We start from the raw sequence: 24,537 nt of genomic DNA, 5'->3' as shown, positions 1-24,537 counted from the left end.
CCGGTTTCATTTTTGTTCAAAAAAAATCATCAAGTTGTGCGGTGCTCTTTCGCGCCCCTTCGCGGGCAAGTCGAGGCTATGTCAGTCACCACAAAATCCACGGGTCGATCCGCGCTCAATGAGCACCGGCGCAAAATCCAGTGTCCGCGCCGCTTCATCATCCCCACGCAACCGCTTGAGCAAACACTCAAAAGCCCGCGCACCAATCTCCTCTGTAGGCTGGGCGAGGGCAGTAATCCCGCTGCCCACCAACGGATACCAATCCAGATCATCCAGCGCGACCAGCCCGACATCCTCGAACAACCGGCAGCCAATTTCACGTAACGCCAAGGTACAGGCCAGCGCTGCCACGCCATTGGCGCAGAACAGGGCCTTTGGGCCGTTATCAGTTGTGTTCAAAAAGGTTTGAAGATCGTTCGCAAGGCTTGAGCCGGTTTCCAGCACCGCACCATTCATGCTTTTGCGCTGGCCAATCTGCTGCTGAAAACTGCTGACCCGCTCGATCCGTGAACTGGTGCCGTCATAGGGCTCAGTCACCAGCAGTACATCGCGAAAGCCTCGCTGCTGAAGATGTTCCAGCGCCATTTCGATGGCCTGCGGGTTGTTCAGTCCGACCATGTCGCTGTCCAGCCCCTCAACCTTGCGATCCACCAGCACCAGCGGCATTTCCCGCTTCAACTCATCCAGTTCATCCCGATGATGACCGAGGGTGTTCACGATCAGCCCTTCGATGTTGTACGAGCGCAGCAGCGCCAGGTGCTGACGTTCCTGCTCGTCATCGCGGTCGGTGTTGCACACCACCAGGCTGTAACCGTGCCGCCGGCAAGCGGTCTCTACCCCGTGCATCACGGCAATCGAATAAGGGTTGCGGATATCGGCCACCAGCATGCCGATCAGGCGAGTGCGGCCGCGTTTCAAACCACGGGCCATTTGATTGGGGCGGTAGCCGAGTTCGGCAATGGACTGCTCGATGCGCTGGGCAATGGCATCGGAGAGCAGGGCGCGGTCATCGCCGATGAAACGCGAGACGCTGGCCTTGGAAACGCCGGCGTGTTCGGCGACGTCGAGCATGGTGACGCGGCTGCGCTGGGCGGCGGAGAAATCGTTCACGGTTGGGTCTTCTTATTGTCTGAAACCGGTTTCAGGAAACACTAAACCCTTTGGTGACGTCAAGTGAAGATGTTTTGTGTAGGGGCGTAAGGGGCGGATGAGTCCGACAGGCGGTAGCAATACCTGTCAGATCTGACAGTAGGAAAATCCTCTATGGAGGCGCCTAATTTTCTCTACAGAAATGCAGAACAAAGTGCCTGTACCTCGCGAACGTCTCGTATGAATCGGAGATGGAAAATGACTTCGATGCTACCCAGTCAAGCCCCCAGGAAGCCCGTAGGCGTGTTGGCATTGCCGCTTTCAGTTGAGGGGATGGATGATAGCGAGGTTTATGTTCCTCGGGACATCATTAAGGGCGGATCGAAGTTTCGCATTCCTTATTGGTTGCTTCCAGAACTCGACGACCGGTTATGGATAATTAAAATTCATAACGGAGTGGAAGAAACCATCTACAACGTTAAATACCCGACGCCCTTGACAGTTGAGTTTTTGTATTTCGATTTGACGCCGAAGCACTTGGAAGTCGATGGTCCTATAGACTTCTATTACAAGATCTGGAAAGGCGACGCCGGTAATGATGATCCCTCTCCGATACGTCATTTATTTATTGATCGAACGCCGCTTGCATGGCTGAAGTTGCCTTGGTTCATCCACGCGACGCTTTGGGGGTATTTGAACAGAAATACCAATCCGCCTATGACCAGTGGTGTGACCATTAGCTTTCCAAGCTTCAAAAATATCGCTGTTCGCGGCGATGTTGCAAAAATTACATTTCGAGGCTATTCCTCGTTGAATGCCAGTGGGCCTGAGGTACCAGGTACTTATGGTGTATGGGATAAAGAACTCTCCGAGAGTGATATAGCCAATGGCTTTGACCATGTTGTGCCGTATCTGAAGCACATATCTCCATTGTTCGATAACAGTTCCGCAATTGCTGTCTGTCAGTTGTTGCGTAATGGCCGGCTCATTGCCGAATCAGAAAGATCACTTGTGAAGATCGATCAGGTAATACCTGGTCAGAGTAGCCCGTCCGGGTTCAATGAAGGAGAAATGCAAATGACTGCTCAACAGCAAGTAACTTTTAAAGCAAGAGAAAATCCACCAAAGCTGGGTGCGAGCGTGAATGGTATTTTTACGACGGCGATTACGGTGGATACGATCGCGGATGATTTCATTCCAAAGAGTCAGTTGGATACAGGAAAGGTCATTATCAAACTCGCTGCCCTCTCCCAACCAGAGGAGGATGATGACTATGATGTCTGGGCGGCCGTCGCCGGGCAGCCACTCCAGCAAATACTTTATGGAATATTGGGACCGATTGCCGATCGTACGGACCCCATGTTGATAGAAATAGACAAGGCGCTGCTACCGGATTTGCCTCAACCCGCGACTCCTACTGCGTACGATCTGCAAGTGCTGGTTTACAAGAATGGTGCGGGCACCGATGACCCATCTAACGTCGTAAGCGTCGTTATTGACGAAAACCCACCTTTTGGACTCAAGTTCCCCACCAAACGACTGACACCGCCAACCCCTAACGCCACGTTCACCAATGCACCGGCCGATGCGCAACGACTTGTCAACGAAGCCTGGATGCAGGCCAACGCGAACCTGCAGCTGGTTTTCGGCGTTGCCTATCCGAATCGTCGACTTGATGACAAGCTGGAACTCCATCTGGTGTCGGGTGTGGCTCCGAACATCGTGGATATCGTTGTATTTGATGCTGTCGTCCCGGCCTCTGGCGCTATTACGGTACCTAATACCGAACTGCGCAAACACAGAAACGGGCGAGTGATGGCTCATTACTTCTGGACCGACCATGTCGGGAACAGAAGCGCCAGCTCCACCCCCGCAGCCTTGTTGACACTTGGGCTCGCACTGGATCCGGTTTTGCGCAAAGCCCCGTTGGTGCCGGCCACTGATCCCAATGCCACCACGACGATCTATCTGGATAACTTCCTCAAGCCTGATGGCACTGAAGAGCCTATTTCCTCGATCGTTGAACGGGCGTTCATCGATAATCTGGAACCGGGCGACGAGGTCCAGGTTTACATCGAAGATGCCTTGGACCCAACAAACTTCAAGATGCTGGGCCCGGTGGCTATCACCAATGCGGACGTGACGTTCCCCGTGCCCTATACAGGATTCTTCGCCGACCTTTTCGGTCCGTACGAAGAGGCTTCGGAATTCAAGATCTGGGCTGAGGTTGTTCGTGGCGCTAATACGTTCCCTTCTCCGGAGTTGTTCTTCTGGGCAGATCTTTATCCAGCAGGGGGGCTGTATCCGGAGTTGCCTGAACTGGTGAACCCGGCGTTTGCCTTGCCAGTGACTACTGGTGCTTCCAATGTACCCAACACCTTGCAACCGGGGGATCGTGACAAGCCGGGGAAAATTGAAGTGACGTTGGCACTTGCGGATCCACCCCTGAACTCGACTGAAACGGCCAAGTTCTATCTGGATGGCAAGTATGTCGATGAGGTTTCACCATTCGCGGACATGACGACGTTCAGCGTTACCGTCCCGGCAATTACCATTGGTGCCTTGCCAACGCCAACGGTGAAAGCCCACTGGACACGTCAGAAAACCGGTATTGATAAAAACGTTGTCAGTTCTCCCTCACAAGATGTAGCGGTCAGTGGCAAGAAAATCGACTTGCTGCAACCAACCATCCGGATTCGTAATCCGCTGAAAGACCAGTGTGACTGTTTCGCGATGAACAATGCCGCCACCAACTGGAGATTGGCACTCGGTATCCCCAAGGATCCCGTCAATCTGCCGGTTGGTACTGTCATCACTGTACACATGGAAGCACACAGTAATGCGACAGCAACGGCCTTGATTCCCAACACGGCGGACTCCCAGCCTTATACGATCCTGGCTGCTGGTACTCCTGATGTAGCAAGCGTCGGTACTGCTGCAATCTTCAAACTTGCACAACCCAAACAGAATGCGCTTGCCTGGATCAAGTTGTGGTACACCGCAAACATCGGTGGGGTTCAAACATCGATTGAACTCGTCAAAAAACTCGACACGATTACTTCGAGCGCAGAGTACTGCGACCGGACTCCTGTGCCGGCAACATGAAGGTTGGGGCTTGAGGGAACTTTATCGCGGGAGAGATTCCTCTTTCCCGCGATATTGATCGCTTTCTGAAGAGTGAGAGGCAGATTTCCATAGTTGTTTGAAGATAAATCCGACAGATGATGGGACTTTTCCTACATCTTGCAAAGAGCTTGCTGATTAATCTGTCGGGCGTTTTCTGGGGCGCTTTTCTCGCAGTCTGTCAGAAAAGTCGCTTCGAATATGTTCGCTGAACGGAGTACTCATGCCTCTATCATCACGTTTAAACCATTGTGCAACTACCGGTTATTTACTTGCGGCGGTTTTTCTCGGCGCTTCCAATGCGCACGCTCGAATATTGAACCCCGGTGAGAGCGAAACGGTCACCAACCCTCCGGCGCCAGAAGTCTGGACGGTCTCCCAGGGCGGAACTCTGACAATCAACAACGCAGACACCCTATCTGTTACTTCGCTAGCGGCCAATGTTGTGTTCAATGGTGGTCAAAGCCAGCGTATCGACGCACGTGATGCTTCCAGGCTGACTTTGTCGGGTGCAACGGTTAACAGTTCGACCGGCAGGGGGGCGATGGCCCTTAGCGACAGCTCTGCCACAATCGATAACAGCACGCTCACCAGCACCAACAGTTTCGGGCTTTTGCTGGGACGCAACATCAATACGCCTGCATCGTCTTCTGCAACCGTCACTGGTAATAGCGTGATCACCGGTGTTCCCGGCGGCGCGAACGCTGTGGGATTCGCAGTGCTGAATCTTACGGACTCGACAGTCGTCGGCACAGGCGCCACCAGTTACGGTGTGCAATTGGGCGGTGCAACGTTATCGGCAACAGGCAGCACGATTATCGGCGCACAGGACGGTCTGCAAATCGTGACGGACAACACGGGTGTCAACGCCAGCACCGTGACGCTCAACAACACCCGTGTGACCGGCGGGACCGGATCGTCCATCGTGTTGGGCTCTTCCGGCAGCGCCGGGACTGTCGCCAACATCAATGTCAGTGGCAACTCAGAACTTGTCGGCGGCGATGGCTCGGTGTTGAAGGCGATCAACCGCTCCACCGCCAACTTCAATGTCGATTCCAGTACCTTGACCGGCAATGTGGTTGCCGAGACCGGCAGCACGGTTGCACTGCTGATGCGGAACGGCGCCACGCTCAACGGCAATCTGCAGAATGTCACTCAGTCCCGATTCGACACTGGCGCTGCCTTGAACGGCAACGTAGAAGCCGTCGCGGGAACGGCGGCCACTGTCAGCCTGGACAACGGCTCGGTCATCAACGGTAACGTCAACAATGTCGCAAGCCTTTCGTTGAATAACGCCAGCAAGCTGACCGGTAACGTCACCAGCGATACCAACGGTAGTGTCTCACTGGACGGGGGCTCGGAAATCAACGGCAACGTCAACAATGTCGCCAGCCTTTCGCTGAACAATGGCAGCACGCTGACCGGTAACGTCACCAGTGATACCAACGGCAGCGTGTTGCTGGACAACGGCTCAGCGCTCACTGGCCAGATCAACAACTCGGGCAACCTGACTGTCAACAATGCTGCGCGATGGGTCATGACCGGCGACAGCACCGTGCAGCAACTGGGCATGAACAACGGTGTCGTGCAAATGGGCACCAATGAGCAGTTCCTGCAACTGAATGTTGGCAATCTCACCGGTAATGGCACGTTCGTGATGGGAACGGACATGGGAACAGGCAGTACTGACTTCCTGAACGTGACCGGCACCGCAAGCGGTCAGCATCAATTGCTGGTTTCTGCCACGGGCACGACTCCGGTTACCGCAGAGCAAGTGCAAGTCGGCAACATTGCCGCCGGTACCGCCGCTTTTGCATTGGCCAATAAGGACACAGTGGATGCCGGTACATTCGTTTACCGATTGAAACAGGAGGGGCAGGGCTTGTACCTCACCCCGGACAAGGAAACCGTCAGTACCTCTACAAACACCGCCCTGGCCCTCGCCGGCAGTGCCCGCAGTGTATTGAATGCCGAGATGAACATGCTCAGCGACCAGATCGGTGATCGTGGTCTGAGCATCCGCCCCGATGCTTCGCTTCGCGCGGCCAGCGACAGTGACACCACTAAACTGAGCAACAGCGTCTGGGTACGCACTTATGGCAACCAGTACAACGTCAAAAATGCCTTCGGTGACGGTTACACCCAGAACCAGAACGGCATCACCGGTGGTGCCGATACAACGGTGGACATTGCCGGCCGTGCCTGGGTCATCGGTGGCTTTGTGGGGGCCAGTCGCACCAACATGGACCTCAAATATGGCTCCAGCGCGACAGTCGACAGCCTGAATGCCGGCGTTTACGGCAGCACGTACGATATTGAAAGCGGCGTGTTCGTCAATGTCATGGCCAAGGTCAACCAGTTCGACAACAAAGCCAAGGTCACCATGAGCGATGGCACGCGGGCCAAGGGTGATTACAAGGCATTGGGGGCCAGCGGTTCGGTGGCGGTGGGCAAGCACATTCGTCTGAAGGACAACTGGTTTGTCGAGCCGCAGGTCCGGGTATCGACCGGCGTGACCCAGAGCGACAGCTATCGGTTGGACAATGGCCTTGAGGTCGAGGCCGACACCATGCGTTCGCTTCAGGGCAATGTCGGTGTCAGGGGCGGTCGAGTCATCGCGCTTGAAAACGGCAGTCTGTTGGAGCCGAGCCTGTCGCTGGGTGCCAACCATGAGTTCGTCAAAGCCAACCGGGTCAAGATCAACGACGACAGCTTCGATGATGATCGCGCCAGCAGCGGAGTCGAATATGGAGCGGGTCTGAAGTGGACGCCGGTCCAGCGCAATTGGCAGGTTTCAGGCCAGGTCGGCGGCAGTAAGGGCAACACCGTCAATCAGGACTGGAGTGGCAGCCTGCGAGTCAGTTACTTCTTTTGATGCGCTGAAACAACAACGCCCCGTGCAGCAATGCCGGGGCGTTTTTTTATGTGCTCAGCCGAAGAGCCCGGCGGCAATGTTGATCGAGAAACCCAGAATCGCCGTATTGAACACAAACCCGATCAACGACTGCGCCAGCACGATCTTGCGTATCTCCCGGGTCGCAACGCCCACATCCGCCGTCTGAACCGCCACGCCGATGGTGAACGAGAAGTACAGAAAGTCCCAGTAATTGGGCGTGGTCAGGCCTTCGGCAAAGCGCAGGGCTGGTTCCTTGCCGTCCCAAGTGTAAAACAGCCGGGCGTAGTGAACGCAGAAAATCACCCCGATCAGCAGCCACGAACCGATCACCGTCAATGCAGTAAAACCGTAGTGCAGGAGTTTGCGGCTGGTTTCCAGATCCTTGCTGCCTGCCAGCTCGACGGTAATGGTGGCCAGGCTGGCCAAAGCGGCGATGCAGACGACGAACAGCACCAGCCCGGCATTTTCATCCTCGACTTCGGCAATGCGTTTGACGTCCGGCGCTTTGGCGCGGATGGTCAGCCAAAGCATCAGGATCAAGTACGTCCAGACCCCGGCATTCCAGCCGATGAGGATTTTGCTGATGACGGATTCCGCCGGGGCCAGGAGGCCGGCGGCAAGGCCGACCAATGCGGCAGCGGAGAGGCGAGGGTGGGTTCGGGCGAGGAAGCGCATGGGGACTCGACGGGCCAGGGTGGTTCAGACACCTTAGCCCAGCGCGGCGACCTGTGGCCACCGCGCAGGGAGTGGTCAATCAATCGGGCTTGGCGAACCTGCGCACAAGCTTGATCACCACAACGAAGAACACCGGCACAAAGATCACCGCCAACGTCGCGGTAATCATCCCGCCAATCACCCCGGTACCAATCGCCTGCTGACTCGCCGAACTAGCGCCGGTGGCAATCGCCAGCGGCACCACACCCAGAATGAATGCCAGCGAAGTCATGACAATCGGCCGCAAGCGCAGACGCGCGGCTTGTAGCGTGGCGTCAATCAGGTCATGACCTTCGTCATACAGGCTCTTGGCAAACTCGATGATCAGGATCGCGTTTTTCGCCGACAGACCGATGATGGTGATCAGCCCGACCTTGAAGAACACGTCGTTAGGCATCCCGCGAAGTGTGACCGCCAGCACCGCGCCGAGCACACCGAGCGGCACCACCAGCAGCACGGAAGTCGGAATCGACCAGCTCTCGTACAGTGCCGCCAGACACAGGAACACAATCAGCAGCGACAGGCCCAGCAGGATCGGCGCCTGACTGCCGGACAAACGCTCCTGCAGCGACAGACCGGTCCATTCCTGACCCATGCCTTTCGGCCCTTGGGCCACAAGCCGTTCGATCTCCGCCATGGCCTCGCCGGTGCTGTGACCGGGTTTCGGCTCACCGGAAATCGAGATTGCCGGGTAGCCGTTGTAGCGGGTCAGTTGCGCCGGGCCTTGAGTCCATGTGGCTTTGACGAACGCCGACAGCGGCACCATTTTCCCGGCGTCGTTGCGCACGTGCATTTTCAGAAGGTCATCGACCTGACTGCGGCGATCGCCTTCGGCCTGCACGACCACCCGTTGCATCCGCCCCTGATTGGGGAAGTCGTTGACGTACGAAGAACCAATGGCAGTGGAAAGCACGTTGCCGACGTCTGCGAAGGAAATGCCCAGGGCATTGGCCTGCTTGCGATCCACTTCAAGCTGCACTTGCGGTGCTTCGGCCAGGGCGCTTTCACGCACGTTCATCAGAATCGGGCTTTTCTCGGCGGCTTCCAGCAACTGGGTGCGCGCCTCCATCAAGGTCGCATGGCCGAGGCCGCCGCGATCCTGCAGGCGGAATTCAAAACCCCTGGAAGTGCCGAGGCCGTCAACCGGCGGCGGCAGTACCGAAAATGCCATCGCATCCTTGATCTGGCTCAGGGCGATGTTGGCACGGTCGGCAATCGAGCTGGCCGAGTCGTCGTTGCCGCGATGCGACCAGTCCTTGAGCGTGGTGAAGGCCAGTGCGGCGTTCTGCCCGCTGCCGGAGAAGCTGAAACCGAGAATCACCACGCTGTCACTGATGCCCGGTTCGCCATTGTTGTGTGCTTCGAGCTGCTCGGCGACCTGCACGGTACGATTTTTGGTCGCGCCCGGTGGCAACTGGATATCGGTGATGGTGTAACCCTGATCCTCGACCGGCAGGAACGAGGAGGGCAGACGCGCGAAGCAAAGACCCAGACCCACCAGCAACACAACGTAGATCAGCAGATAACGACCGGTGCGTTTCAGCGCGTAGCCGACCCAGCCCTGATAACGATCGGTCAGTTGCTCGAAGCGACGGTTGAACCAGCCGAAGAACCCGGTCTTCTCGTGATGCTCGCCCTTGGCGATCGGCTTGAGCAGCGTCGCGCACAACGCCGGGGTCAAGGTCAGGGCGAGGAACGCCGAGAACAGAATCGAGGTGGCCATCGACAGCGAGAACTGCCGGTAGATGACGCCCACCGAACCCTGCATGAATGCCATCGGAATGAACACCGCGACCAGCACCAGCGTGATGCCGATGATTGCGCCGGTAATCTGCCGCATCGCCTTGCGCGTCGCTTCTTTGGGCGACAGGCCTTCGGTGGCCATGATCCGTTCGACGTTCTCCACCACCACGATGGCGTCGTCCACCAGAATGCCGATGGCCAGCACCATGCCGAACATGGTCAGCACGTTGATCGAGAAACCCAGCGCGAGCATGGTCGCGAAGGTGCCCATCAGCGCCACCGGCACCACCAGCGTCGGGATCAGCGTGTAGCGGATGTTCTGCAGGAACAGAAACATCACCGCAAATACCAGCAACATCGCTTCGCCGAGGGTGTAGACCACTTTGGTGATCGAGACCTTCACGAACGGCGAGGTGTCGTAGGGAATCTTGTATTCCACGCCGGCCGGGAAATAGCGCGACAGCTCGTCCATCTTCGCCCGGATCAGCGTTGCGGTGCTGAGGGCGTTGGCGCCCGGCGACAGTTGCACGCCGACGGCGGTGGACGGCTTGCCGTTCAGACGGGTGCCGAACTGGTATTCCTGGCTGCCGATCTCGACTCGCGCCACATCCTTGATGCGCACGGTGGAGCCGTCCGGATTGGCTTTGAGCACGATGTCGGCGAACTCTTCCGGCGTCGAAAGCTGCCCTTTGACCAGAATCGTCGCGGTGATTTCCTGTGTGCTCGGGTTCGGCAGATCGCCGATGCTGCCCGCCGAGACCTGGGCGTTCTGCGCGACGATAGCGGCGTTGACGTCAGCCGGCGTCAGGTTGAAACCGATCAGCTTCTGCGGATCGACCCAGATCCGCATCGCCCGCTCGGCGCCATACAGCTGGGCCTTGCCGACGCCGTCGATGCGCTTGATCTCGTTCATCACGTTGCGCGCCAGATAATCGCTGAGTGCTACGTCATCGAGCTTGCCGTCGCTGGAGGTCAGGGTGATCAGCAACAGGAAACCGGCGGAGACTTTCTCCACCTGCAAACCTTGTTGATTGACCGCTTGCGGCAGGCGCGACTCGACCACCTTGAGGCGGTTTTGCACATCGACCTGTGCCAGCTCCGGGTTGGTGCCCGGCTGGAAAGTTGCCTTGATCGTGGCGCTGCCAAGGCTGCTCTGCGATTCGAAATAAAGCAGGTGATCGGCGCCGTTGAGTTCTTCCTCGATCAGGCTGACCACGCTTTCGTCGACGGTCTGCGCCGAGGCGCCCGGGTAGACGGCATAGATTTCGATCTGCGGCGGCGCGACGTCGGGGTATTGCGCCACCGGTAATTGCGGGATGGCCAGCGCACCGGCCAACAGGATGAACAACGCGACGACCCAGGCGAACACCGGGCGGTCGATAAAGAACTGCGGCATAGAAAAGCGTCCTGCTTACTGACCAGAGGTCTGGGCAAGTGGAAGAGGGGTGTCGTCGATCTGCACCATTTCACCCGGGCGGGCGTGTTGCAGGCCTTCGATGACAATGCGGTCGCCGGCCTTCAGGCCACCGGTGACGATCCAGCGATCGTTCTGCACGGCGCCCAGTTGTACTGGCTGCTGGGCGACGCGCATCTGATCGTCGACCGTCAACACTTGCGCCACACCCGCGCTGTCACGCTGCACCGCGCGTTGCGGCACGGTCAGGCCGTGCTGGATCACGCCTTGTTCCAGACGCACGCGAACATAGCTTCCCGGCAACAGGTCGAGATCCGGGTTGGGGAACTCGCTGCGCAGAATGATTTGCCCGGTGCCCGGATCGACGGTGATATCGCTGAACAGCAATTTGCCCGGCAGTGGATAGAGGCTGCCGTCGTCCTGAATCAACGTGGCCTTGATCTGATCCTGGCCAACCTGCTGCAACTGGCCGGAACGGAATGCCCGGCGCAACTCGTTGAGTTCGCGGGTGGACTGGGTGAGGTCGGCGTGGATCGGGTTCAGTTGCTGGATCAGCGCCATGGGCGTGGTTTCGTTCTGGCCGACCAGCGCGCCTTCGGTCACCAGAGCGCGGCCGACGCGCCCGGAAATCGGCGCTGTAACGGTGGCGTAGCCCAGATTCAGTTTCGCGCGCTCAACGGCTGCCTTGTTGGCCGCAACGTCAGCGGCAGTCTGCCGGGCGTTGGCGCGGGCGTTGTCGTAGTCCTGAGCGCTGATGGCCTTGTCGTCGATCAACTGGGCGTAGCGCTGTTCCTGCAGTTTTGCCTGGAATGCATTGGCCTCGGCCTTGCGCAGAGCGGCTTCGGCGCTGTCGAGGTCAGCCTTGAACGGTGCCGGGTCGATGCGGAACAGCACGTCGCCCTTTTTCACGTCGCTGCCTTCGCGGAAGGTGCGTTGCAGCACGACACCGGCCACCCGGGCGCGGACTTCGGCAATGCGCGGCGCGGCAATCCGCCCGCTCAGTTCGCTGCTGATCGACAGGGGGCGCGCCTCAAGGGTTTCGATCCGCACGGTGGCCGGCGGCGCCTGTTCCTCGGCGTTCGAGGATTTATCACAGGCACTCAGCGTCAGCGCCAATGCGATCAGGCCGAGCCCGGCCAGCAGATTCTTCGACATGTACAACCCCCAATATTGATCTGCGCATCCTACGGACAGTCGCCGAGGGTAGCGGTGAAGCTTTGTAGGTGCTGTGTGAAATTGTGTAAGGGTTTTGCTCAGGGACGAGTGAGGGCGTATATCCTTTACGCCTTGATATTTATTGCGACAGATAAGCCGCCTTCGCGGGCAAGCCCGCTCCCACAGATCCGGTGTGAAAACAGATGTTGTGAACACCAACAATCACTGTGGGAGCGGCGGTGCGACGTTTCGACTTGCCCGCGAAGAGGCCCTGCCAGTCGCCACCGCCTGTTCTGGATCACCTAAATGCCCAACATCCTCCTGGTCGAAGACGACACCGCCCTCGCCGAACTGATCTCCAGCTATCTCGAGCGCAACGGCTATTCCGTCAGCGTGATCGGCCGTGGCGACCATGTGCGTGAACGGGCGCGGCTCAATCCGCCGGACCTGGTGATTCTCGACCTGATGCTGCCGGGCCTCGACGGCTTGCAGGTGTGTCGCCTGTTGCGCGCCGATTCGGCAACGCTACCCATTTTGATGCTCACCGCTCGTGACGACAGCCACGATCAGGTGCTGGGCCTGGAAATGGGTGCCGATGATTACGTCACCAAACCCTGCGAACCACGAGTCCTGCTGGCGCGGGTCCGTACTTTGCTGCGGCGCAGCAGCCTCGGCGAGCCGATGACCGCCAACGACCGGATTCTGATGGGCAATCTGTGCATCGATCTATCCGAGCGCACGGTGACCTGGCGCGACCAGCCGGTCGAGCTGTCCAGCGGCGAATACAACCTGCTGGTGGTGCTGGCCCGTCATGCCGGCGAAGTGCTGAGCCGCGACCAGATCCTGCAACGCCTGCGCGGCATCGAGTTCAACGGCACCGACCGTTCGGTGGACGTGGCGATCTCCAAGCTGCGACGCAAATTCGACGACCACGCCGGTGAGGCGCGCAAGATCAAGACCGTGTGGGGCAAGGGTTATCTGTTCAGCCGTTCCGAGTGGGAATGCTGATTCGATGTTCAGAATCCTGTTTCGCCTCTATCTGGTGACGATCGTTTCCTACAGCGCGGCGATCTATCTGGTGCCGGATCTGGTGGTGATGGCGTTCAAGCAGCGATTCGTCACCTACAACCTCGACTATTCCCGTGGCCTGCAGTCGCTGATCACCAAGCAGTTTCGCGCGGTGCCGCAGGATCAGTGGCCGGCACTCGCGGCGTCGATGGACAAGGATTTTCAGCCGCTGCACATCGTCCTTGCCCGTATTGATGACCCGGACTTCACCGCCATCGAGCAGGAACGTCTGCGGCGCGGCGAGAACATGGTGCGGGTGGGCGACTGGGGCTGGCGCACGCTGGCGGTCACGCCGCTGAACGACGAAATGGCGGTGCAGATGGTGGTGCCGCCGGACCCGATGGACGTGAATCTGTTGTACTGGAGCATCAACGTACTGATCGGCGCGAGCCTGCTGGCGTGCCTGTTGCTGTGGTTTCGCCCGCACTGGCGCGATCTGGAACGCCTCAAGGGCACGGCCGAACGCTTCGGCAAGGGCCATTTGAGCGAGCGCACGCAAATCGGCGTGAGTTCCAACATTGGCAGTCTGGCCCACGTGTTCGACACCATGGCCGGCGACATCGAAAACCTGCTCAACCAGCAACGGGATCTGCTCAACGCCGTGTCCCACGAACTGCGCACGCCGCTGACCCGCCTGGACTTCGGCCTGGCACTGGCGCTGTCCGATGACTTGCCGCAGGCCAGCCGCGAACGCCTGCAAGGGCTGGTCGCGCACATTCGCGAACTGGATGAATTGGTGCTGGAGTTGCTGTCCTACAGCCGCCTGCAGAATCCGGCGAAGTTGCCGGAGCAGGTCGAAGTGTCGCTGGACGAGTTCATCGACAGCATTCTGGGCAGCGTCGACGAGGAGCTGGAATCCCCGGAAATAGTCATTGATGTGCTGCTGCACAATCAGCTGGAACGCTTCTCCCTCGACCCGCGCCTGACGGCCCGCGCGATTCAGAACCTGCTGCGCAACGCCATGCGCTATTGCGAAAAACGCATTCAGATCGGTGTGCAGGTCTGCCCGAAGGGCTGTGAGATCTGGGTGGATGACGACGGGATCGGCATTCCGGAAGACGAGCGGGAGCGGATTTTCGAGCCGTTCTATCGCCTGGATCGCAGTCGCGATCGGGCGACCGGCGGGTTTGGCCTGGGGCTGGCGATCAGCCGTCGGGCGCTGGAAGCGCAGGGCGGGACGTTGACGGTGGAAGGTTCGCCGTTGGGTGGGGCTCGGTTCATGCTCTGGCTGCCAACCCCGACTTGATGATCGCTGAGTTCCCACCCAGAGCGATCATCAAGTCGGTCAAAGCAGTTCAGTGGACTGAATCAATCCGACCCCGGCCACCTGCATCCGCTCGATCGCCGTCGCCAGCGAGCCATTCAAATCGATTGCCCGGCACGCATCCAGCACCACAAAAGTGTTAAACCCCGCCGCCCGCGCATCCAGCGCGGAGAACATCACGCAGAAATCCAGCGCCAGCCCGACCATGTACACCGTGTCGATGCCGCGTTCCTTCAGATAACCGGCCAGACCCGTGGTCGTGACGCGATCCGCTTCCAGAAATGCCGAATAGCTGTCGATGTCCGGGTTGCAACCCTTGCGGATGATCAACTGTGCGTGGGGCAAGTCGAGTCCCGAATGAAACTCGGCACCGCGTGAACCCTGAATGCAGTGATCCGGCCACAGCGTCTGCTCGCCATACGGCAGTTGGATCAGGTCGTAGGGCTGGCGGCCGGGATGGCTGGAGGCAAACGAAGCATGTCCGGCCGGGTGCCAGTCCTGGGAAATGACCACTTGTTTGAACTGCCCGGCGAGCCGGTTGATCAGCGGAACGACCAGATCACCTTCGGGCACGGCCAACTGGCCGCCGGGAATGAAGTCGTTCTGCACGTCGATGACCAGCAGGGCTGTGCGTGGCGAAATCGGCATAAATCCATCCTTCTTGGAAAATCACCCGGGCAGCATAGTGACAAAATTCTTTAAACGTTCAGCCGGGTCTTGAACATTTTCGCCATGTCTTCCAGCTCGGAAGCCGGGTGATGGCCGATCAGCATCCAGGCGTGTTCGCGCTCGGTCCAGTACACCACGTTCATCCCGTGCCGGCGTTCATGGGCCAGCGGCTGGCTGCCGCTGTTGGTGCGCGTGACGCACAGCGCCAGTGGGCCGTGGGTGGCGTCAAGCCAGGTCATCTGGGCGATGGGCACGCCGTCATACTCGAGCAATTGCGCGCGTTTGAACTGTGCGCCGGGCAGTTTCAGTTTCGCCGGCGACAGGTTTACGCCCAGCCGCGCATCGACGGTTCGCAACTGCGCCAGTTGCGAAGCTTCATCGGTGGGCAGATGTTCGAGGGTCTGTGGCACATACAGCGCCATGTAATCGCCCACCAGCTCACGCCAGTTGTGCGATTGCTGCGTTTGCCAGGCCAGGAACAAGCGGTCCGCCGCGATACCTGCGAGCGCCACGCCCGCTGCCGCTGCGCCGATGAACCAGCGTCGGCTGAAACCTGGCTTCTGCGGTGACGGCGCGGCATCGAGCCGGGCCTGCAAGCGATCAAGAGGCGCCTGTTGCGCGAGTTCGTCGTAGGCAGCCTTAAATGGCAGGTTGCTGCGGCTCAGCCATTGCACCCGCAAACTCAGCAGCGGATCGTCGGCGATGAGGCTGTCGAGCTGGCTGCGCTGTTCGCGGTCCAGTTCATCGTCCAGATACGCCACCAGTTGCTCGTCGGAAGGCGCATTCATTGCCGGTCTCCTGCGGGGGTATTCGGTACCGCTTGCAGCGGCGGGTATTCGGCCAGCTTCAGGCGGGCGGTGGCGAGTCGACTCATGACCGTGCCGATCGGCACTTGCAGGATCTCGGCGACTTCGCGGTAGGACAGGCCCTCGACGTAAGCGAGATAAACCGTTTCGCGCTGGGTTTCCGGCAACGCATCGACCCGGCGGATCACCTGTGCCGCCATGACGTGGGTCTGCGCGGCGTATTCGCCATCGAACGTCAGCTGGCTGTTGGCGTCTGTCACGCCCTGGCCCTGGCGCACCCGGCGGGCGCGCACTTCGTTAAGCCAGATCGAATGCAGAATGCTCAGCAGCCAGCGGTCCATGCGCGTGCCGGCCACGTACTGGACCGAACGTTCGAGCGCCCGCACGCAGGTGGCTTGCACCAGGTCCTCGGCCACATGCCGGTTGCGCGACAGCAGCAAGCCGTAGCGCCACAGGCGCGCCAGGTGTTGCCCGAGTTCGGCTCTGAAGGCCTGATCGCTGAAAATGTTCGCCTCCACGTGTTGTGTCAGGTTTTCGATGAATCGTTGATGGCTTCGGCAAGGTCCCGGTATTCCTCACAGGTCGTGCCGCAAATCTTCTGGATGTGCTGCAACTGTTCCTGCGCCAGATCGACACGGCCCTTGATCACATAGGCTTCGCCCAGATATTCGCGGACCTGCGCGTACTGCGGATCGAGTTTCACCGATTGCAGGTAATAGCCGATGCCTTCGTCAGTGCGCCCCAGTTTTCGCGTCGCGTAACCGCGATAGTTGAGGGCCTTGGCGGTATTCGGTTGTTGCAGCGTGTCGAGCAGGGCCAGGGCTTCTTCATAACGACCGGCCTTGGCCAGACGGTAGGCGTAATCGGTCCGGTCGGCGTCGGGCACCAGATGGCTGGTCTGCATCACACACTTCTGGGTCTTGGTGTCGAACACCTGGCCTTTCGGGCAGTTGGGTTTCTGCACCGGCGCCTCTTCATCGCCATTGGCGAAGGCGAGGGGGGTCGCGAAAACGGCGGCCACCAGCAACGGGGCGGCGAACATAACGGAACGGATAGTCATGGGCAAGGCTCCACAGGGGGTCATGTTTTACTTTGAACACCGCAGGGTGAAAATTTATTCATTGCTTTGTCAGGCTTTGTTAAAGGAAAGCCCTTTTTCCGGCGCTATGCTCGTCAGCATTCGTTGTCGATCTGCAGTTCTACCATGGGAGTTTGGCCATGAAAGATCAGGTTCACCACTCGGCCGCCAGCGGCTACAAAACCGCCGCCGACACCTACGTCAAAGGCCGGCCCGACTATCCGCCGGCCGTCAGCGAATGGCTGACGGGCACACTGGGCCTCGATGGCCACAAGACCGTTATCGACCTCGGCGCCGGCACCGGCAAGTTCACCGGACGGCTGGTGGCGACCGGCGCCCAGGTAATTGCCGTGGAGCCGGTGGCGCAGATGCTGGAAAAACTGTCACTGGCCTGGCCGCAAGTGTTGGCCGTCAGCGGCACCGCAACGGATTTGCCGCTGCCCGACGCCTCGGTGGATGCCGTGGTCTGCGCGCAGGCCTTTCACTGGTTTGCCAGTCGCGAGGCACTGGATGAAATCGCCCGGGTCCTCAAACCGGGCGGCAAACTGGGTTTGATCTGGAACCTGCGCGACACCCGGGTCGACTGGGTGCCCAAACTGGACGCCATCGTCAATGCGCTGGAAGGTGACACTCCGCGCTTCTACACCGGCGAATGGCGCAAGGCCTTTCCCCATCCGGCGTTCGGACCGTTGCAGGCTGAGCACTTTCAGCACGGCCACACCGGCTCGCCGGAAGATGTGATTTTCAACCGGGTGCGCTCCACCAGTTTCATTGCCGCGCTGAGCGACCAGCAGCGCACGAAGATCGACGAGCAGATTGCTGAATTGATTGCCGGCGAGCCGCAACTGCGGGGCAGGGACGTGGTGACGGTGCCTTACGAGACGGCGGCCTTCGTCGCCGTGAAGAACGGCTAGAGTCCCGCATTTGGCCGAACCGCCGTGCTGATGCCTTGTTATAGTTCGGGCCTCATTTTCAGCCCGGTAAAGGATTTCTGCCATGACTCAATACACCGCCTTCAGCGTCGAACTGGCCGACAACATCGCCCATGTGCAGATCAATCGTCCGGAAAAGATCAACTCGATGAACGCCGCGTTCTGGAGTGAAATCGTCGAGGTGTTCCAGTGGATCGACGACACCGACGAAGTGCGGGTGGTGGTGCTCAGTGGCGCCGGCAAGCACTTTTCCTCGGGCATCGACCTGATGATGCTGGCCGGCGTGGCCAATGAACTGGGCAAGGACGTCGGCCGCAATGCGCGCCTGTTGCGCAAAAAGATCCTGACCCTGCAAGCCTCGTTCAATGCCGTGGACAATTGTCGCAAACCGGTACTCGCAGCGATCCAGGGTTACTGCCTGGGCGGCGCGATCGACCTGATTGCCGCCTGCGACATGCGCTACGCCGCCGAAGACGCGCAATTCTCGATCAAGGAAATCGACATCGGCATGGCGGCGGACGTCGGCACCCTGCAACGGTTGCCACGGATCATCGGTGACGGCATGCTGCGTGAGCTGGCATACACCGGTCGCACCTTTGGCGCCGAAGAGGCGCGCAGCATCGGTCTGGTCAATCGCGTCTACAGCGACAAGGACGGCCTGATCGAAGGCGTGATGGACATTGCCCGGGAAATTGCCGGCAAGTCGCCGATCGCGGTCACCGGCACCAAGGAAATGATCAGCTACATGCGCGACCATCGCATTGACGATGGTCTGGAGTACGTTGCCACCTGGAACGCCGCCATGCTGCAATCCAACGATTTGCGCGTGGCCATGGCCGCCCATATGAGCAAACAGAAACCCGAATTTCTGGATTGAGAAACCATGACATCTCGCTGGACCACTGCAGTACTGGACACCGATCAACCCGGCGGCTGGGCCGTGGCGCGCAGCCCCGAGGGTTTCCTGTTCGATGACAACGGCGCGCTGTTCCCCCGGGAATGGCTCAAGCGTCAGGACTTGTCGATCCTTGCCGAGCACGGTATCGGTCATCTCGATGGCGAGCCGGTGTATCTGCTGGAACTGCGCAGCACCAGCGAGGTGCCGGGTTGCAACTGGAAAGGCCTGCGGGCGTTCATGCTCGACGGCGATCACACGATCTACAAAGTGCTGGGCTACGCCGCACAGATTGGCACTTGGGCGCGCGAACACCGTTTCTGTGGCAATTGCGGTCAGGCCATGACCCAGGTGCCACGGGAGCGGGCGATGTATTGCCAGCCCTGCGATCTGCGCAGTTATCCGCGGATTTCGCCGAGCATGATCGTGCTGGTGACCCGGGGCGATGAAGTGCTGCTGGCGCGCTCACCGCGTTTCGTCACCGGGGTCTACAGCACGCTGGCCGGGTTTGCCGAACCGGGTGAATCGGCCGAGGATTGCCTGATTCGCGAAGTGCGCGAGGAAGTGCAGATCGAGGTGAAGAACATTCAGTACATGGGCAGCCAGTGCTGGCCGTTTCCGCACTCGATGATGCTCGGCTTCCATGCCGAATACGCCGGTGGCGAGATTGTCTGTCAGGAAGACGAGATCGAAGACGCCCAGTGGTTCAACGTGCATGATCTGCCGCCGTTGCCGGCGTCCAAATCGATTGCCCGTTACCTGATCGACGTCTACGTGGCGCGGCGCTTAGGCCACGCTGAACCAGTGCTGCCAGGCTAGACGCACGGTCAACCCCAGCACCACGGTGATGAACACCGGACGAATGAACTTGGCGCCGCCGCTGATCGCGGTGCGCGCCCCGAAGAACGCGCCGACCATCACCGACAGGCCCATGCTCAGGCCGATGATCCAGTCCACCTGCCCGGAAAACACGAATACCGACAGTGCTGCAATGTTGCTGACGAAGTTCATGCTGCGCGCTACGCCGCTGGCCTTGACCAGATCGATCGGGTAGAGCAGCAGACTGCTGACGGTCCAGAACGCGCCCGTGCCGGGGCCGGCCACGCCGTCGTAGAAACCAAGGCTGAAGCCCTGGGTCGATTGCCACTTCTTCTTGATCGGTGCGTCGCTGTCCAGCGGCGCTTTCGGCGTGCCGCCAAACAACAGGTACAGGCCGCAGGCGAAGACGATCACCGGCAGCATCTTGTTCAGCCACTCGGCTGGCAGATAGTGCGCGACGATCGCGCCGGTCAGTGCGCCGACCAGCGTGCCGACGATGGCATGCATCCACTGCTTGGGATGAAACAGTTTGCGTCGATAGAAGGTGAAGCTGGCGGTGGCCGAACCAAAGGTCGAACTCAGCTTGTTGGTGCCCAGCACCAAGTGCGGCGGCAGGCCGGCGGTGAGCAACGCAGGCGTGGTCAACAGACCGCCACCGCCGGCGATGGCATCGATGAATCCGGCAATGAAAGCGACAAGGGCCAGAACGGCCAGGGTGGTGAGGTCAACGCTGAGTTCGAAAGGCATGGAATCGGCTTATTCGGCAGGTTGCAGAGCTGGGCTGCGGGGAGGGCAGTCATGTTACTCATTTCCGAATGTTGCGGCGACCCATAAGACTCGACCACCGACAGCTCAACTGTTGCCCATCCAGCACACACCCAACAAATCACCCTCCCACCATGCATGTCGATTGCCTGAGGCCCCAATAAAACCGGGCATCCCGTCGCTGGCACGCTTGCTGCTCTGGCTCTCTCACCTTCATCAACTGTCCCGAGGACACGCCAATGAGTCAGCAAGCCGTGAAATTTGCCTACTGGGTGCCGAACGTCAGCGGTGGGCTGGTGGTCAGCAAGATCGAGCAACGGACCGACTGGGGCATCGACTACAACCGCAAACTGGCGCAACTGGCCGAAGCGGCGGGTTTTGAATACGCCCTGACGCAAATCCGCTTCACCGCCGGTTACGGCGCCGAGTTCCAGCATGAGTCGGTTGCCTTCAGCCATGCGCTGCTCGCTGCCACCAGTAAACTCAAAGTCATCGCCGCCATCTTGCCCGGCCCGTGGCAACCGGCGCTGGCGGCGAAACAGTTGGCGACCATCGATCAACTCACCAACGGTCGGATTGCGGTGAACATCGTCAGCGGCTGGTTCAAAGGCGAGTTCCAGGCGATTGGCGAGCATTGGCTGGAGCACGACGAGCGCTATCGTCGTTCGGAAGAATTCATCCGTTCATTGCGGGGGATCTGGAGTCAGGACAATTTCACCTTCCGTGGCGATTTCTATCGCTTCGACAACTACAGCCTCAAGCCGAAACCGCTGGGCCGGCCGGAAATCTTTCAGGGCGGCAGCTCCCGTGCCGCGCGTGACATGGCGGCACGGGTGTCGGATTGGTATTTCACCAACGGCAACAGCGTTGAGGGCATCAAGGCACAGGTCGACGACATTCGCGCCAAAGCGGCAGCGAACCATCATTCAGTAAAAATCGGGGTGAATGCTTTTGTGATCGCCCGAGATACCGAGGAAGAAGCCAAAGCGGTGCTGGCGCAGATCATCGATCAGGCTGACCCGGAAGCGGTGAATGCCTTCGGTGATGCGGCGAAACAGGCGGGCAGGGCGTCGCCGGAGGGCGAGGGCAACTGGGCGAAATCGACCTTTGAAGATCTGGTGCAGTACAACGATGGCTTCAAGACCAATCTGATCGGCACGCCGCAGCAGATTGCCGAGCGCATCGTGGCGTTGAAAGCGGTGGGTGTGGACCTGGTATTGGCGGGGTTCCTGCATTTTCAGGAAGAGGTGGAGTATTTCGGTCAGCGGGTGTTGCCGCTGGTGCGGGAACTGGAAGCCAAAGCTCAATCAGCCCGAACTGCCGAAGTCGCCTGAAAATCCCTCCTGCACACTGTGCAGGAGGGATCGGCTCAATTACAGACCCAGTTCAGACAACCCCGGATGATCATCCGGGCGGCGGCCCAGCGGCCAGTGGAACTTGCGTTCGCTTTCCTTGATCGGCATGTCGTTGATGCAGGCGTAACGCTGGAACATCAGGCCGTTGTCATCGAACTCCCAGTTCTCGTTGCCGTAGGAGCGGAACCAGTTGCCGGAGTCGTCGTGCCATTCGTAGGCGTAGCGCACGGCGATGCGGGTGTCGGAGTAGGCCCAGAGTTCCTTGATCAGGCGGTAATCCAGTTCCTTGGCCCATTTGCGGGTCAGGAAGGCCTTGGCCTCTTCGCGGTTGTTGGCGAATTCGGCGCGGTTGCGCCATTTGGTGTCCAGGGTATAGGCCAGCGACACGCGCTGCGGGTCGCGGGAGTTCCAGCCATCCTCGGCCAGACGAACTTTTTCAATGGCCGATTCACGGTTGAACGGTGGCAATGGCGGACGAACTTCGGCTGCAGTAGACATGTTTGTCTCCCGATCTATTAACAGTTAAACAACTTGTCAGGCTTATTAAGGCGTTACAGGTCCAATAACTTTCGCGCCATGCATTGCGCATTATCGGCGGCACTGTGATCACCCATCACAAGCGCTACGGTAATGGCGCCGTCAATCAGGATCAGCAACTGTCTGGCCAGCAGTTGCGGGTCCTCGGCACCATGTTCGGTACACAGCTCGCACAGGTAGTCGAGCAGCTTTTGTTTGTGGTCTTTGGCGACCAGGCGGATCGGGTCCTCGGGATCGCCGGTCTCGCCGCTGGTGTTGATGAAGGCGCAGCCCCGGAAGCCTTCCGAGGCGAACCAGCCCTTGAGCACGGTAAACAGGTTGAGCAGGCGATCGGCCGGGGTTTCGGCCTGATCGACAGCGCTTCTGTACCAGTGCATCCAGCGCACGTCGCGGCGTTGCAGGGCGGCGACGGTCAGCTCTTCCTTGTTGGTGAAGTAGCGGTAGATACTCTTTCTGGAAACGCCGGCGGTTTTCACCAGAAGATCCATGCCGGTGGCAGCGATGCCACTTTTGTAGATCAACTTTTCGGTGACATCCAGAATGATGTCTCGGGTCGTGTCGTTGCTTGTGATTTCGTTCATGTGGCAAACAGTAGAACGATCGTTCTCCTTGGTCAAGCGGATATTTCTTTCATCTGGAAAATAGCGATCGCCAGCAGGCTGGCTCCCACAGAGGAATGCATTTCAGCCGAGGGAACCTGGCGGCTGGTGATGAAGTCATTACAGACACTCACAAGACCCGAAGGAGTTGATGGTGTAAGCTCTCGGGTTCTTCGGATTCGACCCATTGCGAGCCCTATGCCGTTGCTTTTCAAACGCTCTCTGCTGCCCAAACTGCGCAGCTTTCCGCTGACCGCCGAGGCCGTGACGATCCTGCCCGGCGCCGCCGATTTCCGCCGTTGCCTGCTGGAGAAAATCGCCCAGGCGACCCAGCGCATCTACCTCGTCGCGCTTTATCTGCAAAACGATGAAGCCGGCCAGGAAATCCTCGATGCCTTGCACGCCGCCAAACTCAAGCGTCCCGAGCTTGAAATCGCGGTGGTCGTCGACTGGCTGCGGGCCCAGCGCGGCTTGATCGGCGCCGGCAAACAGCCGGGCAACTCGGCGTGGTATCAGGAAATGACCCGCACCCACCAGAGCGTGGTGCCGGTCTACGGCGTGCCGGTGCAGACCCGCGAGCTGTTCGGCGTGCTGCACCTCAAAGGCTTCGTGATCGACGATTGCGTGGTCTACAGCGGTGCGAGCCTGAACAATGTCTACCTGCACAAGTTCGACAAGTATCGCTTCGACCGTTATCACGTGTTGCAGAGCCGCGAACTGGCGGACTCGATGCACCACCTGGTCCAGCATGGCCTGATCGAATCGAAAGCGGTGCATCGCCTCGATCTGCCGAACCTGCCGACCACCCGCAGCCTGCGCAACGACATTGGCGACCTGCGCAGCCGCCTTAAATATGCGGCCTACGACACCAGCGCCGGCAGCACGGCGCATACCGGCCTGTCGGTGAGTCCGTTGCTGGGTGTGGGCAAGAACAACCCGTTGAACCGGGTGATTCTGGAGCTGATCGCCAGCGCCCAGAAGCAACTGACCATCTGCACGCCGTACTTCAACCTGCCGCTGGGGGGCATCCGCGAGATCAACCGGGCGCTGGCGCGCGGCGTGAAGATCGACATCGTGGTCGGCGACAAGACCGCCAACGACTTCTACATTCCGCCGAGCGAGCCGTTCAAGGTGATCGCCGCGCTGCCGTATCTCTACGAGATCAGCCTGCGCCGTTTCGCCAAGCGGCATCAGCGCAACATCGACAGCGGCCAGTTGAACCTGCACCTGTGGCGTGAGGGCGACAACAGCTATCACCTCAAGGGCATGTGGATCGACCAGCGCTACACGCTGCTGACCGGCAACAACCTCAACCCGCGGGCGTTCCGCCTTGATCTGGAAAACGCCTTGCTGATCGATGATCCGAAAGGCGAGTGGCTGGAACCGCGCCGCGTGGAGCTGGAGAACATTTTCGTTCACACCACGCGGATTGCGCGTTTCCAGGATCTGGAAGCCTTGCCGGATTACCCGGCGGGCGTGGCCAAGTTCCTCAAGCGTGTGAGCCGGGTGCGGGTCGAGCGGTTGCTCTATCGCATCCTCTGAAAGGAGACATCCACGCCTCAAGGATAAGGCGTGGAGTTTCTATTCAACGGCTTTTACGTTTTAATGCGTGCCAT

Annotated in this window: 20 protein-coding genes; 9 read left to right on the top strand and 11 right to left on the bottom strand. The window is 59.4% G+C overall.

Annotated features, from left to right (window positions below; all coding sequences use genetic code 11):
• Positions 1–81: 81 nt before the first annotated feature.
• A complete protein-coding gene (locus QR290_RS16055; protein ID WP_289203066.1) occupies positions 82–1,110 on the bottom strand; it encodes a LacI family DNA-binding transcriptional regulator in 1,029 nt (342 codons plus the stop codon).
• Positions 1,111–1,347: 237 nt separating this feature from the next.
• Here QR290_RS16055 and QR290_RS16050 point away from each other — a divergent pair, with 237 nt between their 5' ends.
• Both QR290_RS16050 and QR290_RS16045 read left to right on the top strand, forming a co-directional pair.
• Complete coding sequence (locus tag QR290_RS16050; protein ID WP_289203065.1) at positions 1,348–4,194, top strand: hypothetical protein; 2,847 nt, start codon at positions 1,348–1,350, stop codon at positions 4,192–4,194.
• Between the two features lie 241 nt (positions 4,195–4,435).
• Positions 4,436–7,087, top strand: a complete 2,652-nt coding sequence (locus tag QR290_RS16045) for an autotransporter outer membrane beta-barrel domain-containing protein (RefSeq protein ID WP_289203064.1) — start codon at positions 4,436–4,438, stop codon at positions 7,085–7,087.
• A 54-nt stretch (positions 7,088–7,141) separates the two neighbouring features.
• Here the strand turns inward: QR290_RS16045 and QR290_RS16040 are convergent, their stop codons facing one another.
• The 3 genes from QR290_RS16040 to QR290_RS16030 form a co-directional block, all read right to left on the bottom strand.
• On the bottom strand, positions 7,142–7,783 hold the full coding sequence (locus QR290_RS16040; RefSeq protein ID WP_289203063.1) for a DUF1345 domain-containing protein: 642 nt from the start codon (positions 7,781–7,783) through the stop codon (positions 7,142–7,144).
• A 79-nt stretch (positions 7,784–7,862) separates the two neighbouring features.
• Entirely contained in the window at positions 7,863–10,961 is a 3,099-nt protein-coding gene (locus QR290_RS16035; RefSeq protein ID WP_289203062.1) for an efflux RND transporter permease subunit, read from the bottom strand.
• Positions 10,962–10,976: 15 nt separating this feature from the next.
• Positions 10,977–12,134 carry an efflux RND transporter periplasmic adaptor subunit gene (locus QR290_RS16030; protein ID WP_289203061.1) on the bottom strand — a complete coding sequence of 386 codons (1,158 nt, stop codon included), beginning with the start codon at positions 12,132–12,134 and terminating at the stop codon, positions 10,977–10,979.
• Between the two features lie 306 nt (positions 12,135–12,440).
• Here QR290_RS16030 and QR290_RS16025 point away from each other — a divergent pair, with 306 nt between their 5' ends.
• Both QR290_RS16025 and QR290_RS16020 read left to right on the top strand, forming a co-directional pair.
• Positions 12,441–13,142 carry a response regulator transcription factor gene (locus QR290_RS16025; RefSeq protein ID WP_065261627.1) on the top strand — a complete coding sequence of 234 codons (702 nt, stop codon included), beginning with the start codon at positions 12,441–12,443 and terminating at the stop codon, positions 13,140–13,142.
• 4 nt (positions 13,143–13,146) lie between these two features.
• Positions 13,147–14,448 (top strand): ATP-binding protein, encoded by a 1,302-nt coding sequence (locus tag QR290_RS16020; protein ID WP_289203060.1) that lies wholly within the window; start codon positions 13,147–13,149, stop codon positions 14,446–14,448.
• Positions 14,449–14,487: 39 nt separating this feature from the next.
• Here QR290_RS16020 and pncA read toward each other — a convergent pair whose 3' ends face one another.
• The 4 genes from pncA to QR290_RS16000 form a co-directional block, all read right to left on the bottom strand.
• Positions 14,488–15,114 carry a bifunctional nicotinamidase/pyrazinamidase gene (pncA, locus tag QR290_RS16015; protein WP_289203059.1) on the bottom strand — a complete coding sequence of 209 codons (627 nt, stop codon included), beginning with the start codon at positions 15,112–15,114 and terminating at the stop codon, positions 14,488–14,490.
• A 50-nt stretch (positions 15,115–15,164) separates the two neighbouring features.
• Positions 15,165–15,923 (bottom strand): anti-sigma factor family protein, encoded by a 759-nt coding sequence (locus tag QR290_RS16010; protein ID WP_115078046.1) that lies wholly within the window; start codon positions 15,921–15,923, stop codon positions 15,165–15,167.
• Complete coding sequence (locus tag QR290_RS16005) at positions 15,920–16,405, bottom strand: RNA polymerase sigma factor (RefSeq protein ID WP_435875099.1); 486 nt, start codon at positions 16,403–16,405, stop codon at positions 15,920–15,922. The genes QR290_RS16010 and QR290_RS16005 overlap by 4 nt, the downstream gene beginning before the upstream one ends.
• Before the next feature lie 62 nt (positions 16,406–16,467).
• Positions 16,468–17,001 carry a tetratricopeptide repeat protein gene (locus QR290_RS16000; protein ID WP_289203058.1) on the bottom strand — a complete coding sequence of 178 codons (534 nt, stop codon included), beginning with the start codon at positions 16,999–17,001 and terminating at the stop codon, positions 16,468–16,470.
• Positions 17,002–17,159: 158 nt separating this feature from the next.
• On the opposite strand from QR290_RS16000, the gene QR290_RS15995 reads away from it, so the two are divergent.
• The 3 genes from QR290_RS15995 (at position 17,160) to nudC (ending at position 19,665) form a co-directional block, all read left to right on the top strand.
• Positions 17,160–17,933, top strand: a complete 774-nt coding sequence (locus QR290_RS15995; protein ID WP_289203057.1) for a class I SAM-dependent methyltransferase — start codon at positions 17,160–17,162, stop codon at positions 17,931–17,933.
• An 82-nt stretch (positions 17,934–18,015) separates the two neighbouring features.
• Positions 18,016–18,828 (top strand): crotonase/enoyl-CoA hydratase family protein, encoded by an 813-nt coding sequence (locus tag QR290_RS15990; protein ID WP_289203056.1) that lies wholly within the window; start codon positions 18,016–18,018, stop codon positions 18,826–18,828.
• 6 nt (positions 18,829–18,834) lie between these two features.
• The gene (nudC, locus tag QR290_RS15985; protein WP_039768669.1) at positions 18,835–19,665 is read left to right on the top strand and encodes an NAD(+) diphosphatase; all 831 of its coding nucleotides are present in this window, start codon (positions 18,835–18,837) and stop codon (positions 19,663–19,665) included.
• Here the strand turns inward: nudC and QR290_RS15980 are convergent.
• Positions 19,633–20,412: a TSUP family transporter gene (locus QR290_RS15980; RefSeq protein WP_011334290.1), complete on the bottom strand. Its 780-nt coding sequence runs from the start codon at positions 20,410–20,412 to the stop codon at positions 19,633–19,635. The two genes, nudC and QR290_RS15980, sit on opposite strands and share 33 nt — an antisense overlap.
• Positions 20,413–20,669: 257 nt before the next feature.
• Here QR290_RS15980 and sfnG point away from each other — a divergent pair, with 257 nt between their 5' ends.
• The gene (sfnG, locus tag QR290_RS15975; protein WP_289203055.1) at positions 20,670–21,764 is read left to right on the top strand and encodes a dimethylsulfone monooxygenase SfnG; all 1,095 of its coding nucleotides are present in this window, start codon (positions 20,670–20,672) and stop codon (positions 21,762–21,764) included.
• Positions 21,765–21,803: 39 nt separating this feature from the next.
• Here sfnG and QR290_RS15970 read toward each other — a convergent pair whose 3' ends face one another.
• The gene (locus QR290_RS15970) at positions 21,804–22,283 is read right to left on the bottom strand and encodes a DUF1348 family protein (protein WP_115078041.1); all 480 of its coding nucleotides are present in this window, start codon (positions 22,281–22,283) and stop codon (positions 21,804–21,806) included.
• A gap of 53 nt (positions 22,284–22,336) precedes the next feature.
• Complete coding sequence (locus tag QR290_RS15965) at positions 22,337–22,903, bottom strand: TetR/AcrR family transcriptional regulator (protein ID WP_289203054.1); 567 nt, start codon at positions 22,901–22,903, stop codon at positions 22,337–22,339.
• A 216-nt stretch (positions 22,904–23,119) separates the two neighbouring features.
• On the opposite strand from QR290_RS15965, the gene pssA reads away from it, so the two are divergent.
• On the top strand, positions 23,120–24,463 hold the full coding sequence (pssA, locus tag QR290_RS15960; protein WP_289203053.1) for a CDP-diacylglycerol--serine O-phosphatidyltransferase: 1,344 nt from the start codon (positions 23,120–23,122) through the stop codon (positions 24,461–24,463).
• Positions 24,464–24,537 lie beyond the last annotated feature (74 nt).

Source organism: Pseudomonas fluorescens (assembly GCF_030344995.1).
Lineage (GTDB): Bacteria > Pseudomonadota > Gammaproteobacteria > Pseudomonadales > Pseudomonadaceae > Aquipseudomonas > Aquipseudomonas fluorescens_BF.
The sequence above is the reverse complement of the archived record's forward strand: the minus strand, read 5'-3'. Positions and strand labels throughout refer to the sequence as shown.

What these genes read in the sequence shown, in the direction of transcription:
- QR290_RS16050 (WP_289203065.1), top strand. Translation starts at nt 1,348, where the DNA reads ATGACTTCGATGCTACCCAGTCAAGCCCCCAGGAAGCCCGTAGGCGTG.
- QR290_RS16045 (WP_289203064.1), top strand. Translation starts at nt 4,436, where the DNA reads ATGCCTCTATCATCACGTTTAAACCATTGTGCAACTACCGGTTATTTA.
- QR290_RS16040 (WP_289203063.1), bottom strand. Translation starts at nt 7,783, where the DNA reads ATGCGCTTCCTCGCCCGAACCCACCCTCGCCTCTCCGCTGCCGCATTG.
- QR290_RS16035 (WP_289203062.1), bottom strand. Translation starts at nt 10,961, where the DNA reads ATGCCGCAGTTCTTTATCGACCGCCCGGTGTTCGCCTGGGTCGTCGCG.
- QR290_RS16030 (WP_289203061.1), bottom strand. Translation starts at nt 12,134, where the DNA reads ATGTCGAAGAATCTGCTGGCCGGGCTCGGCCTGATCGCATTGGCGCTG.
- QR290_RS16025 (WP_065261627.1), top strand. Translation starts at nt 12,441, where the DNA reads ATGCCCAACATCCTCCTGGTCGAAGACGACACCGCCCTCGCCGAACTG.
- QR290_RS16020 (WP_289203060.1), top strand. Translation starts at nt 13,147, where the DNA reads ATGTTCAGAATCCTGTTTCGCCTCTATCTGGTGACGATCGTTTCCTAC.
- pncA (WP_289203059.1), bottom strand. Translation starts at nt 15,114, where the DNA reads ATGCCGATTTCGCCACGCACAGCCCTGCTGGTCATCGACGTGCAGAAC.
- QR290_RS16010 (WP_115078046.1), bottom strand. Translation starts at nt 15,923, where the DNA reads ATGAATGCGCCTTCCGACGAGCAACTGGTGGCGTATCTGGACGATGAA.
- QR290_RS16000 (WP_289203058.1), bottom strand. Translation starts at nt 17,001, where the DNA reads ATGACTATCCGTTCCGTTATGTTCGCCGCCCCGTTGCTGGTGGCCGCC.
- QR290_RS15995 (WP_289203057.1), top strand. Translation starts at nt 17,160, where the DNA reads ATGAAAGATCAGGTTCACCACTCGGCCGCCAGCGGCTACAAAACCGCC.
- QR290_RS15990 (WP_289203056.1), top strand. Translation starts at nt 18,016, where the DNA reads ATGACTCAATACACCGCCTTCAGCGTCGAACTGGCCGACAACATCGCC.
- nudC (WP_039768669.1), top strand. Translation starts at nt 18,835, where the DNA reads ATGACATCTCGCTGGACCACTGCAGTACTGGACACCGATCAACCCGGC.
- QR290_RS15980 (WP_011334290.1), bottom strand. Translation starts at nt 20,412, where the DNA reads ATGCCTTTCGAACTCAGCGTTGACCTCACCACCCTGGCCGTTCTGGCC.
- sfnG (WP_289203055.1), top strand. Translation starts at nt 20,670, where the DNA reads ATGAGTCAGCAAGCCGTGAAATTTGCCTACTGGGTGCCGAACGTCAGC.
- QR290_RS15970 (WP_115078041.1), bottom strand. Translation starts at nt 22,283, where the DNA reads ATGTCTACTGCAGCCGAAGTTCGTCCGCCATTGCCACCGTTCAACCGT.
- QR290_RS15965 (WP_289203054.1), bottom strand. Translation starts at nt 22,903, where the DNA reads ATGAACGAAATCACAAGCAACGACACGACCCGAGACATCATTCTGGAT.
- pssA (WP_289203053.1), top strand. Translation starts at nt 23,120, where the DNA reads ATGCCGTTGCTTTTCAAACGCTCTCTGCTGCCCAAACTGCGCAGCTTT.